Source organism: Micromonospora sp. NPDC018662 (assembly GCF_044391475.1).
In the GTDB taxonomy this organism is placed as follows: domain Bacteria; phylum Actinomycetota; class Actinomycetes; order Mycobacteriales; family Micromonosporaceae; genus Micromonospora.
This window is the reverse complement of record NZ_JBISAC010000010.1, coordinates 214,520-226,157: the sequence shown is the minus strand read 5'-3', so window position 1 is coordinate 226,157 and position 11,638 is coordinate 214,520. Positions and strand designations below refer to the sequence as shown.

General features: G+C 74.5%; 11 protein-coding genes. 3 read left to right on the top strand and 8 right to left on the bottom strand.

All coding sequences use genetic code 11. The features are described 5' to 3' along the window. Nucleotides 1-119 precede the first annotated feature (119 nt). From ACH495_RS25820 to ACH495_RS25795, 6 genes are all read right to left on the bottom strand, one after another. Complete coding sequence (locus ACH495_RS25820; RefSeq protein WP_199199704.1) at nucleotides 120-500, bottom strand: YccF domain-containing protein; 381 nt, start codon at nucleotides 498-500, stop codon at nucleotides 120-122. 203 nt (nucleotides 501-703) lie between these two features. Beyond that, nucleotides 704-3,508, bottom strand: coding sequence for a hypothetical protein (locus ACH495_RS25815; protein ID WP_396860278.1), 2,805 nt, complete (start codon nucleotides 3,506-3,508; stop codon nucleotides 704-706). Then, on the bottom strand, nucleotides 3,505-4,617 hold the full coding sequence (locus ACH495_RS25810; RefSeq protein WP_396860277.1) for an AAA family ATPase: 1,113 nt from the start codon (nucleotides 4,615-4,617) through the stop codon (nucleotides 3,505-3,507). The genes ACH495_RS25815 and ACH495_RS25810 overlap by 4 nt, the downstream gene beginning before the upstream one ends. A 13-nt stretch (nucleotides 4,618-4,630) precedes the next feature. Then, a complete protein-coding gene (locus tag ACH495_RS25805; protein WP_396860276.1) occupies nucleotides 4,631-5,950 on the bottom strand; it encodes a VWA domain-containing protein in 1,320 nt (439 codons plus the stop codon). After that, nucleotides 5,947-7,353, bottom strand: coding sequence for a hypothetical protein (locus ACH495_RS25800; RefSeq protein ID WP_396860275.1), 1,407 nt, complete (start codon nucleotides 7,351-7,353; stop codon nucleotides 5,947-5,949). Before ACH495_RS25800 ends, ACH495_RS25805 begins: the two co-directional genes overlap by 4 nt. Continuing rightward, a complete protein-coding gene (locus ACH495_RS25795) occupies nucleotides 7,353-7,823 on the bottom strand; it encodes a hypothetical protein (protein ID WP_396860289.1) in 471 nt (156 codons plus the stop codon). Before ACH495_RS25795 ends, ACH495_RS25800 begins: the two co-directional genes overlap by 1 nt. A gap of 250 nt (nucleotides 7,824-8,073) precedes the next feature. Between ACH495_RS25795 and ACH495_RS25790 the strand changes: the two genes are divergently transcribed. From ACH495_RS25790 to ACH495_RS25780, 3 genes are read left to right on the top strand one after another with little or no spacing between them, the layout of a single operon-like run. After that, nucleotides 8,074-9,216: an acyl-CoA dehydrogenase family protein gene (locus ACH495_RS25790; RefSeq protein WP_396860274.1), complete on the top strand. Its 1,143-nt coding sequence runs from the start codon at nucleotides 8,074-8,076 to the stop codon at nucleotides 9,214-9,216. 9 nt (nucleotides 9,217-9,225) lie between these two features. Beyond that, nucleotides 9,226-9,441: a DUF433 domain-containing protein gene (locus ACH495_RS25785; protein ID WP_396860273.1), complete on the top strand. Its 216-nt coding sequence runs from the start codon at nucleotides 9,226-9,228 to the stop codon at nucleotides 9,439-9,441. Nucleotides 9,442-9,500: 59 nt separating this feature from the next. After that, the gene (locus tag ACH495_RS25780; RefSeq protein ID WP_396860272.1) at nucleotides 9,501-10,007 is read left to right on the top strand and encodes an Lrp/AsnC family transcriptional regulator; all 507 of its coding nucleotides are present in this window, start codon (nucleotides 9,501-9,503) and stop codon (nucleotides 10,005-10,007) included. On the opposite strand, the gene ACH495_RS25775 is transcribed toward ACH495_RS25780, so the two are convergent. Then, nucleotides 9,937-10,548: a histidine phosphatase family protein gene (locus tag ACH495_RS25775; protein WP_396860271.1), complete on the bottom strand. Its 612-nt coding sequence runs from the start codon at nucleotides 10,546-10,548 to the stop codon at nucleotides 9,937-9,939. The genes ACH495_RS25780 and ACH495_RS25775 overlap by 71 nt on opposite strands. A 55-nt stretch (nucleotides 10,549-10,603) precedes the next feature. Continuing rightward, nucleotides 10,604-11,572 carry a DMT family transporter gene (locus tag ACH495_RS25770; RefSeq protein WP_396860270.1) on the bottom strand — a complete coding sequence of 323 codons (969 nt, stop codon included), beginning with the start codon at nucleotides 11,570-11,572 and terminating at the stop codon, nucleotides 10,604-10,606. Nucleotides 11,573-11,638 lie beyond the last annotated feature (66 nt).

The following is an 11,638-nucleotide window of genomic DNA, read 5'->3' as shown; positions in this document are numbered from 1 at the left end:
CGGCCCGAGCGGCCCGAGCGGCCCGAGCGGCCCGAGCGGCCCGAGCGGCCCGAGCGGCCCGAGCGGCCCGAGCGGCCCGAGCGGCCCGAGCGGCCCGAGCGGCCCCAGCGGCCCCAGCGTCAGGGCGTCTCGACGACCTCTTGGCCGAGCGGCCAGAGCGCGGCCGGGACCAGCTTGAAGTTGGCCACGCCGAACGGGATGCCGATGATCGTCACGCAGAGCGCTACCCCGGCGAGGATGTGCGACAGGGCGAGCCACCAGCCGGCCAGCAGCACCCAGAGCACGTTCGCCAGCCCGGACGGGACGCCGGCGCCGGGCTTCGGCACGAGCGTGCGCCCGAAGGGCCACAGCGCGTACGAGGCGAGGCGCAGCGAGGCGACGCCGAACGGGATGGTGACGACCAGGACGAAGCAGATCAGGGCGGCCACGCCGTAGCCCAGGGCCAGGACGATGCCGCCGCCGAAGACGAGCCACAGCAGGTTCAGCAGGAAGCGGATCACCACTCCATGGTGCCCGCCCCCGGCAACCCCACCCCCGGTCCGGCGGCCGGCACCCGGAAGGACGCGCGCGCCGGTCGCCGGACCGGTCCACGCCGCGTCACCACGACACGACGGTCAGCCCGACAGCGCCCGCGGCGGCCGACAGCGCCCGCGGCGGCCGACAGCGCCCGCCGCGGCCGACGCCGCCCGCCGCGGTCGCGCCGTCAGCCCGACGCCAGGAGGGCCGCCACGGCGTCGACGGTCGCCGGATGGGCGGCGAGCAGCGTCGAGGCGACACTCCGCGCCGGTGGCTCATCAGCGGTGGGGGAGCGCCACGGCCCGGCGCAACCAAGCAACGCGGCCACCGCGTCGGTGGCGTCCGGGTGCTCGGCCAGCAGGCGGTGCACCGGCCCGGCCGCGACCACCGGCTCGGGCGTCGACGGCGCCGGGGCGGCGGCCCACGGGGGCGTCCAGGCGTCCAGCTCGGCCAGGGTGGCGGGAAAGGTGCGTTCCGCCTCCCGGACCAGCAGCGGCACCAGTTCCGGGCCGTGCTCCCGCAGCGTGGTGATCAGGGTGGGCAGCCATGGCAGCAGCACCGGGTCGGGCAGCCCGGCGAACGCGGCCGACATGGTCTCGACCACGAACGGCGCGAGCCCCGGCACCGGGTCGAGCGCGTGGACGAACCCGGACAGGTACTGCGGGAACGCCGGCACGACCAGCGGGTTGGCGAGCAACTCGGCGCACCGCTGGCGGAGCTGCGCCAGCGGCAGCAGGCCGAGCTGGTGGCGGGCGGCCCAGAGCAGCGCCAGCTTGGCCGGCGCCTCGGGGTGGGCCTGGGCGACGGCCAGTTCGAGCTGGGACCGGTCGCAGCCCAGCGACAGCGCGAGGCTCTCCATGCTGAACAGGAAGCCGAGCATGGCGCCGACCTGACGGACGCCGGTCGCCTCGTCGACGAACGCGGTGGGCAGCAGCGTGCAGTAGTGGGCGTACCCGGTGGTGACGAACGCCTGGCACCAGGCCGGCAGCGTCGGCGCGGTGGTGCGGTGGTGGGCGAGCAGCCGCCGGATGCGGCGCAGCACCTCCGGCGCGTCGTCGACGGTGCGTTCGGCCGCGAGCAGCTCCACCGCCCGCGCGCCGAGCTCGTCCACCAGCCGAGGACTGTCGAGCAGGCGGATGGCGTCCTCGACGGCGGCGAGCGCGCGGGCGGCGGTGGCGTCCGGGCCGCGGACCGCGCGCCGCAGTCGTTGCTCCAGCACCTGCTCGACGGTGACGCCCTCGTAGCCCAGCTCGATGAGGGCGCGCTGGTTGCGGCCGAGGGCGAGGTCCCAGCTCTCCTGGGTGGAGCGGTGGCCGAGGCGGCGCTCGCCCATGATCGGGCGGACCGCGTCGGCGGGCAGCAGGTGGCGCAGCATCCAGAGCAGGTCGGAGCAGGGTGTCAGCGCGGGGTCGGCGCGCAGGTCGAGCAGCGCCCGTTGGACGGTGCGGCGTTCCAGGTCGAGGCCGAGCGGGCGGAGCCGGTCGAGCACGTCGCGGGCCAGCTGCGGCAGCGAGTCGTAGCCGACCTGGCCGACGCGGTCGCCGCCGAGCAGGATCTCGCAGAGCCGGCGGACGTCGCGCCGGCCCGGCACCACGTCCTTCTCGATGCAGGTGACCGCGGCGTCGGCGAAGTCGTAGGGGGTCGGCTTGGCCCGGTTGCGCAGGGTGGCCAGCAGGATCGAGGTCTCGAACACGGCGATCGCGTCGGCGGTGCTGGCGAGGTAGCCGTTGCGGCGGGCGAGCCGGACGATGTCGACGCACCAGCCGCGCAGTTCCGCCTCGTCCAGCGCGTCGAGCGCCGGCGGGGCGGCGAGGAAGCCGCTGAGCCGGTCGGCGGTCTCGTCGGATGGGGCGGCCGTCGGGGTGGCCCGGGGGCGTCGACCCTTCTTGCCGGTCTGCTGCCCGGCCAGCCGGTACGGCGTGAGCCGGCTGCGGCCGACCGCGGCCGTCCAGTTGGCGGCCGCGATGGAGACGGTGCCGGGGGCCAGGCCGAACTGCGTCTCGATGGCGGAGTGGCTGGACGGAATGAGGCCGTAGCGCCAGCGGGTGCCGGTGCGGGGGCTGATCGGGAAGTCCGGGGCGGTGGAGTCGAGGCCGAACTGTTCGACGTGGCTGGCGGCGTGGAACGCGCCGCAGACGTACAGGCAGTCGGCCGGGTCGGCGCCGGAGGCGGCGAGGTGCTGGCGCATCCGCGTCCACATGTGGCGTTCCCGGTCCTCGTCGCGGTCGTCGCGGGCCGACCGGGTGGGGCGCAGCCGACGGAACAGGCTGCCGATCAGCACCATGACCTGCCGGTAGGTGTCGTGGTCGGCGTCGGCGAGGGGACGTTCGACGTACTGGTCCCACCACTCCGACCAGTGCCGGACCTTGCCGTGGTGCAGGAGGTGGGCTTCCAGTTCGGCGAAGCGGGGGCGCAGGTCGCCGATCTCCACGCCGACCGCGTCGCCATGCAGCGCCGCGTCCTCGTCGGCGGCCGGGGCCGGGTCGGGGCCGGCCGCCTCGGCGTCGCGCGGCGTCCACTGGAAGACGTGGTCGGTGGAGCGGTCCACCAGCACCAGCTCGACGCCGGGCGTGTCCAACGCGTACGCGATGGCCTGGTATTCCGCGGACGCCTCGGTGATCGGGGCGATGACGCTCAGCGGGCTCCACTCGGCGGGGAAGCCGTCGAGTTCGGTGGCGAACGCCTGCACGGCCACCGGGAGGCGGCAGTTGCGCAGTTCGTCGAGGAGCGGGCGGAGGTCCTCGCAGAGTTCGAGGTAGATCACCTTGGGTGGGTGGGCACGCAGCCGCCGGGCCATGGCCAGCGCGGAGGCGGGGGAGTGGTGGCAGACCGGGAAGATCTCCAGCCGTTCGCCGAGCGCCCGGTCGACGTCGTCGACCATGCCGGCGAGGATCCCGGCGAGCGCGTCGGGGGAGTCGGCGAACGCGGCGGCGGCGTCGGTGAGCTGCTCGCGCAGCGCGCCGAAGAGGCCGGTCGGGGCGGGTGCGGTCATGACAGCGACGCGATCGCCTGGCGGCCGCCGTCGAGGAAGCCGTCCCAGTCGCCGCCGTCGGCCTTGGCCCGGGGCTCGACGACGCCGTGCAGGTATTTGTTGAGGATGGCCAGGTCCTCGGGGCTGCGTCGGGCCAGCGAGCCGACCAGGGAGCCGGCGAGCGTCCCGGCGCGCAGGGTGCGGTCGCCGAAGAACTGGCTGTGCAGGACGGCGTCCTCCAGCACGCCGATCTGCTCGGCGGTGGACAGCGCCGACTCGAGCTTCTCGTCGTCGCTGGTGGCGGCGGACGCGGCGGCGCGCAGGTCGGCGAAGCTCTGCAGCAGGATGTCGAGCAGGGTGGGCGGGACCTCCAGCTCGATGCGGTGCCGGCGCAGCAGTTCCTCGGTGCGGAAGCGGACGATCTCGGCTTCGCTGCGCTTGTTGGTGACGACCGGGATGCGGACGAAGTTGAACCGCCGCTTGAGCGCGGAGGAGAGGTCGTTGACGCCCCGGTCACGGCTGTTCGCGGTGGCGATGATCGAGAAGCCGGGCTGGGCGAAGACGATGTTGTCCTGGTCCAGTTCGGGGATGGCGACGTACTTCTCGGAGAGGATCGAGATGAGCGCGTCCTGCACGTCGCTGGTGGAGCGGGTCAGCTCCTCGAAGCGGCCGATGACGCCGCGCTCCATCGCGGTCATGATCGGCGAGGGGATCATCGACTCGCGGGACTGGCCGCGGGCGATGACCATGGAGACGTTCCACGAGTACTTGATGTGGTCCTCGGTGGTGCCGGCGGTGCCCTGCACGACCAGCGTGGAGTTGCCGCAGATCGCGGCCGAGAGCAGCTCGGCGAGCCAGCTCTTGCCGGTGCCGGGGTCGCCGATGAGCAGCAGGCCCCGGTCGGAGGCGAGCGTGACGATGCTGCGTTCGACGAAGCTGCGGTCGCCGAACCACTTCTGCGGGATCTCCCGGTCGAGGCCGTCGGCGCGTTCGGAGCCGAGCACGAACAGCCGGACCATGCGGGGGCTCAGGCGCCAGGAGAACGGCTTCGGCCCGGTGTCGACCGACTCGAGGTAGGCCAGCTCGTCGGCGTAGGTGACCTCGGCGGGGGCGCGGAGCATGTCGGACATCAGGGGTGCTCTCCTAGGTGAGGAAGTTCTTCAGCTCGACGACGAGCTTGCGGATGTGGCCGGAGATGACCGGGGTGCCCAGGTCCTTGAGGCGCTGCCGGAACCAGGGGTTGACGCTCTGGTGGCCGGAGCTGTTGACGGAGCCCACCGGGATGAACTTCACCCCGGAGCGGTGCACGGCCTCGATGCCGTCGAACAGTGGCTGGGAGCGGTCGAACTCGTAGAAGTCGGAGATCCAGACCAGCACCGTGTTGCGCGGCTCGACGATCTTGGGGCGGGCCAGCGCCATGGCGACCGGGCCGTCGTTGCCGCCGCCGAGGTTGGTGCGCAGCAGCACCTCGAACGGGTCGTGCACCCACGGCGTGAGGTCCAGCGCCCGGGTGTCGTACGCGATGAGGTGCACGTCGACCTTGGGCAGCCCGGCGAAGATGGAGGCGAGGATGGTGCAGTTGACCATCGAGTCGACCATCGAGCCGGACTGGTCGACGACCACGATGAGCCGCGACGGCGTGGTGCGCCGCGCGGTCTGCCGGTAGTAGAGCCGGTCGACGTAGAGGCGCTCGTCGTCGGGGCTCCAGTTGGTGAGGTTCTGCCAGATGGTGCGGTCCAGGTCGAGGTTGCGGTAGACCCGCTTGGGCGGCACCGACCGGTCGACCGCGCCGACGGTGGCCTGCGCCACCTGCGTGCGCAGCACCTCGGCGACCTGGTCGACGTAGCGGCGGATCAGCGACTTGGCGTTGGCCAGCGCCACCCCGGACAGGTTCGACTTGTCACGCAGGAGCTGCTCGATCAGGGACATGCTCGGGGTCAGCCGGGCGGCCAGCACCGGGTCGGCGAGCACTTCCCGCAGGCGCATCCGGCGGACCAGGTCGCCCTCGAGGCCGGCGAGCGTGGCGCCGAGGCCGGTTCCGTCCCGGCGCAGCTCCCCGGGGGCGGCGCCGCACGCCTGCTCGAACCAGCCGGCGTCGGCCTGCCAGCGGGCCAGTTGCCCGGCGCTGACCTCGCCGGCGCCGGTGGCGAACACGTTGAGCAGCAGCTTGGACGCCAGCGCGGCGCGGCGTACCTCGGCCCCGGTGGGCTGGAACGGCCCGGCCGGCGCGTCGGGGTCGGGGGTGAGCAGGCCGCGCAGCTCGTCGGCGAGCGCCGGGAAGCGCTGGACGACGGTGTCGACCGAGACGGCCGGGTCCAGCAGCGCGGCGGGCAGGCCGAGGTCGTCGACGACGGCGACGCTGGCGGATTCCAGCGCGGGCTGCTCGTCGCTGTGGAACAGGCGGGCGAGCAGCCGCCAGTAGAGCACCTGGCGGCGGTTGGCGTGGTCGTGGTCGGCGGTCATCGGCGCAGCAACCTTCCGGCGCGTTCGCGCAGCACGGCCACCGCGTCGCCGGCGCGCGCCTCGGCCTTTGCCACTTTCGCGTCGGTGATGCCGCACGCCCAGTCGCCGTTGTGCGCCTCGACGGTCTGGCGTTTGACGGTGGCCCGCACGGCGAGCGGTTGCAGCAGCCAGCGGTCGTCGTCCCAGCGCAGCAGGCCGAGGCACGCGGTGGCGGCGTCGATGAGCGTCGGGGTGAGCGGCCCGGCCGCGGGCAGCCGGTCGGTGGCCAGCGGGATGGTCCGGCCGTCGAGCTCGAGCACCGGGTGGCCGTCGCCGTCGCGGACGACCCGGCCCTCGACGAGGACCGGTTCGGCGATCGCGGTGGGGTGGCGTTGCAGCGGCGGGGTCGCGGGCGCGGTCGCGCCGGTGAGCAGCACCCGGGCGGTGGCGAACGGGTCGGCCGGGTCGCCGAGCGCGGCCCGCTCCTCGACCCAGTGCAGGTCGCCGCCGTGCGCGGGCAGGTCGGTGACGGTCACGGCGCGCCGCTCGGCGAGGGCCTTGAGCAGCACCGGGTACGCGTCCAGCAGCCGCCAGCCGGCCGGGCCGACGATGGTGGCGACCTTCGCCGCGACGACGGTGACCCGGACCAGCCGGGTCGGGCCGCCGCCGGCCGGTTCGAGCAGGGCGTGCAGTTGCGCCTGGAACGCGGTGTCGTGCTCGTGCACGTCGACGCCGAGCGGCAGCAGCCGACCGGTCACCGGCGCCGCCGGGGTGGCCTCGGTGGCGGCGCCGGCGGCGAGCAGCACGGCCCGGGCCCACAGGTCGGCCCATCTTCGGGCGGGCGCCGGTGTCGCGGCGGTCACCGGCAGGCCGGCGCGCAGCTCGGCGGCGAGACCGTCGAGCAGCACCGCGAGGCGGCGCTGGGCCGGCTCGGCGAGCGTGGCCTCCACCGGCCCGGCGGCGCCGGAGAGCAGCTCGTGGTCGGCGCCCTGCCAGCCGGCGAGCGTCAGCTCGTGCAGCCAGGCGCGTGCCCCGGCCAGGGCCGGGGTGGTGCCCGGCCCGGGGACGGCTGCCGGCGGCGCGGCGGGCCACGGGTCGCGGGACCGGTGCAGGGCCGCGTCGAGGCGGTCCCGCAGCGCGTCGTGGGCGGCGCCGAGCAGCGCGGAACGGGCGCCGGCGAGCACCCCCAGGTGTTCCTGGGTGAGCGCGCCGGTCGTCGCGGCGCGCACCGCCTCGGCGGTGCGGTCGGCCAGCGGGGTGCCGTCGACCGCGGTGGCCAGCGCCGCCCAGGCGGCGGCGTCCGGCTCGCTCAGCCGGGCCAGGCCGCGGGTGAGCGAGTCGTCGACGCCGTCGACCACGGCGAGTGCCTCGGCCAGCCCGGCGGGTGCGCCGTCGTCGAGCTGGGTGAGCTGCGCGGCGAGCATCAGCGCACCCCGGTGGTGGCCGGGAACCAGTGCAGCTCGGGCACCGGTGTGGTGCTCGGCGGGACCTCCAGGTAGGCCAGGTGGCGCAGGAAGCGGCTGAACACCATCGCCGCCGGCCCGGGCTCGTGCCGCGCGTCGGTGCGGGCCAGCAGGCCGGCGCCGTCGTCGACGCCGTCGCCGGCGTCGATGCGCAGGTAGCGGGCGACCTGCGCGAGGCCGTACTGGAGCACGGCCTCGTCGGCGAGCGCGTGCAGGTGCTTGCAGAGCAGGCTGCCGCGCAGGCCGCCGCAGGGGCGGTTGTTGTTGGTGCTGCAGTTGACCGCGTGGCTGCCGGCGGTCACCGAGGAGACGTAGACCCGTTCCACGTCGGACCCGCTGGACACCACTCCCTGCAACCGCCCGTCGGCCAGCTCCACGAAGGGGACCTTGGCCAGCTTGCGGGCCCGCGCCGGGGGCGCGACCCGCAGCACGCTCCGCCGTCGCCGCGCGGCGTCCGTCGGCTCCGTCATCGTTTCGACCTCCCCGCCGGCGGACCGGCCGCCGGGCACGCCGGAACGCCGTCGCCGGCCCGTGTTCCGTGCCGCTGTGACGACAAGGATCATGGACCACGGGTACGACAGCGCCGCGCACTCCCGCCGCCGCCCAAACGAGCGTTAAGCTGGCAGGGTCCGTACCCCGGACGCCGCACCGGCTCACCCACCCCACGGAGCTCATCGCGCTATGAACGTCGACCGGATCCTGCCCACCGACGAGGCCCACGACCTGCTGGAGCTCGCCACCGAGCTCGCCGACCGGGAGCTGGCGCCGAAGGCCGCCGGCTTCGAGGAGCGCGCCGAGTTCCCCCGTGACGTGCTGCGCACCCTGGGCCGGGCCGGCCTGCTCGGCCTGCCGTACGCCGAGGAGCACGGCGGCGCCGCCCAGCCGTACGAGGTCTATCTCCAGGTGCTGGAGATCCTCGCCAGCCGGTGGCTGGCCGTGGCCGAGGCGGTCAGCGTGCACACGCTGTCCTGCTACCCCCTCGCGCAGTTCGGCACCGACGAGCAGCGCAAGCTGCTGCCCGACATGATCGGCGGGGAGCTGCTCGGGGCATACTGCCTCTCCGAGCCGCAGGGCGGGTCGGACGCGGCGGCGCTGACCACCCGGGCGGTCCGCGACGGCGACGAATACGTGGTGACCGGCACCAAGGCGTGGATCACCCATGCCCGGGTCGCCGACTTCTACAACATCTTCTGCCGCACCGGCGGGCCCGGCCCGAAGGGCATCTCCTGCCTGCTGGCCGAGCGGGCCACGCCCGGCATCGCACCGCAGGCCGCCGAGCGCACCATGGGCCTGCACGCCTCCCCGGTCGCGCAGATCGCGTTCGACGACGCCCGGGTGCCGGCCGAGCGGCTGATCGGCGGCGAGGGCGCCGGCTTCACCATCGCCATGGCGGCGCTGGACTCCGGCCGCCTCGGCATCGCCGCCTGCGCGGTCGGCCTGGCGCAGGCCGCGCTGGACTACGCGGTCGACTACGCGCGCCAGCGGCAGCAGTTCGGCCGCGCGATCGTCGACTTCCAAGGGCTCGGCTTCACCCTCGCCGACCACGCCACCGGCATCTCCGCCGCCCGCGCGCTGCTGCTGGCCGCCGCGCGGCTGCGGGACGCCGGCCGGCCGTACTCGATCGAGGCGGCGAAGGCGAAGCTGTTCGCCACCGACCTGGCGATGCGGGTGACCACCGACGCGGTGCAGGTGCTCGGCGGCGCCGGCTACGTCGCCGACCACCCGGTCGAGCGGTACATGCGCGAGGCGAAGGTGCTGCAGATCGTCGAGGGCACCAACCAGATCCAGCGGCTGGTCATCTCCCGCGCCCTGGCGAAGGGCTAACCTGTCGCGGTGACCTTCCCCCGGATCACCGCCGACCCCGACGTGATGGGCGGCGCGCCGTGCGTGCGGCAGTCGCGCGTCCCGGTGGCCACGCTGTTGGCCATGATGGCCGACGGCATGTCCGTCACCGACATCCTCACCGATCTGCCGTTCCTCGACGAGGAGGACCTGACGGAGGTGCTGAACTACGCCGCCGACGCGGTCCGCGACCGGACGGCGCGCTGAGCGTCACGACGGCGGGGCGGGTACGGCGTGGGAGCGCTATCTCCGGTAGGTTGCACCGCGTGGAGGAGATCGACCGCGCGATCGTGGCCGCACTGACCGGGGACGGTCGCCTGTCCTACACGGACCTGGCCGAGCGGGTGGGCCTGTCGGTGTCCGCCGTGCACCAGCGGGTCCGCCGGCTGGAGCAGCGCGGCGTGATCAGGGGATACGCCGCCCGCGTGTCGTTCGAGGCGCTGGAGCTGCCGTTGACCGCGTTCGTGGCGATCCGGCCGTTCGACCCGTCGCAGCCCGACGACGCGCCGGAGCGGCTGGCCCACCTGCCGGAGATCGACTCCTGCTACTCGGTCGCGGGGGAGGATTTCTATCTCCTGCTGGTACGGGTGGCCGGCCCGGCCGACCTGGAGCGGCTGCTGCAGGAGATCCGCACCTCCGCGAACGTCACCACCCGCACCACAGTGGTGCTCTCCACGCCCTACGAGAACCGCCCGCCGAAGATCAGTGCCGAGCTGCCTGGTCGGGGGCGGGCCCGGTCGTCGTCGGAGCCGGCAGGTTCCACCGCTGGATGACCCGCCGGCCGTGCTCGTGACCGAGCACGCTGAGCGTGGCGGTGTCCAACCGCAGCAGCCCGCCGGCCGACGGCGGCAGCCCGATCCAGCGGGCCCCGAGCGCCCGCAGGCTGTGGCCGTGCCCGACCAGCGCGACGCTGCCCTGCGCCAGCAGCGGGGTGACCCGGTCCAGCACGCGGTCGAGGCGGGCGCCCGCCTGCTCCGGTGACTCCCCGCCGGGGCCGCCGTCGGTCCAGATCGACCAGCCGGGCCGTTCCTCCTGGATGTCCGCGGTGGTGCGGCCCTCGTACTCGCCGTAGTTCCACTCGGCCAGCTCGGGGTCGGTGGCGTCCACGGTGAGCCCGGCCAGGGCGGCGGTGCGGGTGGCGCGTTGCCGCGGGCTGGACAGCACCCGCACGAAGCGCCGGCCGGCGAGCAGGGGAGCGAGCGCGCGGGCCTGGCGCTCGCCGTCGGCGGTCAGCTCCAGATCGGTGTACGAGGTGTGCCGGTGGCTGGCGCTCCAGGTGGTCTCGCCGTGCCGGACCAGCAGGATCTCATTCACCGCCCCAGTCAACCATGCCGGGGCGGGCCCGGCCCGGCGACGGTTCGCAGCGGCGCTACCGGGCCGCCGGCGTCGGTTCGGTGTCGCGTGCCGCACCCGGTCGGCCGGGCGACTGTTCCCCGGGGCGTGCGCGGCCGGGGCGCAATTCCAGGACCGCGACGGAGGACAGCACCAGCGCGCCGCCGGCGAGCTGCGCGAGCGTCAGGGCCTCGCCGAGGGCGAGCGTGGCCAGCGCGGCGGTGACCACCGGTTCGAAGGTGGACAGGATGGCCGCGGTGGACGGACCGGTTCGCTTCAGCCCGGCGAAGAAGGCCAGCATCGCCACGACGGTGGAGATCACCGCGATGGCGGCCAGCCAGAACCATCCCCGCCACCCGAAGCTCAGGTCCACGCCTCCGGTGACCAGGGCACGGCCGCCGAGGGTGCCGGCGGCGCCGGTCATCACCAGCGCCGACAACGCTACGGGCGCCAGCCGGTGCACGACGGTGTCGGAGACCAGGATGTAGACCGTGTAGGTGACGGCGGAGGCGACGGCCAGCAACGCGCCGAGCGGGTGGAAGCCGGTGCTGCCGGCGCCGAGCAGGACCAGCAGCGTTCCGCCCGACGCGGCCACCAGCGCCGCGCCGCGTCTCGGGGTGAGCCGGTCGCGGCCGAGCAGCACCGCCGCCACGGTCACCATGACCGGGTACGTGTAGAGGATCAGCGCCAGCAGGGACGCGTCCATCAGCTCCAGCGCGGAGAAGAACAGGCTCGCCTGCGTGGCGTACCCGACCGCGCCCAGCCCCAGGGCGATGGCCGTCGTCCGGCCGCGCCTCGTCGCCGGCCCTCGGTCCCCGGTGTCGCCCGGCGTCGCGCCGCGCAGACCCGGCCGGGTGAGCAGGACGAGCCCGAGCAGTACGGCGGCCAGGCCGAAACGCACCAGCAGCAGCGCGGTGGGGGAGACCCCGGCGTCGTACGCGAGCTTGCCGAAGACGGCCATCGCGCCGAAGCAGGCAGCGGACAGGAGACACAGCGCGGCACCCATGCGGCAAGGATCACCGGCGTCGACTGCCCAGGTCCAGCGATGAGTTCCGCAGGTGAATCATGAGGA

Excerpts from the sequence above, each read along its gene's own strand:
- ACH495_RS25800 (WP_396860275.1), bottom strand. The coding sequence starts at position 7,353 with ATGCTCGCCGCGCAGCTCACCCAGCTCGACGACGGCGCACCCGCCGGG.
- ACH495_RS25810 (WP_396860277.1), bottom strand. The coding sequence starts at position 4,617 with ATGTCCGACATGCTCCGCGCCCCCGCCGAGGTCACCTACGCCGACGAG.
- ACH495_RS25815 (WP_396860278.1), bottom strand. The coding sequence starts at position 3,508 with ATGACCGCACCCGCCCCGACCGGCCTCTTCGGCGCGCTGCGCGAGCAG.
- ACH495_RS25770 (WP_396860270.1), bottom strand. The coding sequence starts at position 11,572 with ATGGGTGCCGCGCTGTGTCTCCTGTCCGCTGCCTGCTTCGGCGCGATG.
- ACH495_RS25805 (WP_396860276.1), bottom strand. The coding sequence starts at position 5,950 with ATGACCGCCGACCACGACCACGCCAACCGCCGCCAGGTGCTCTACTGG.
- ACH495_RS25790 (WP_396860274.1), top strand. The coding sequence starts at position 8,074 with ATGAACGTCGACCGGATCCTGCCCACCGACGAGGCCCACGACCTGCTG.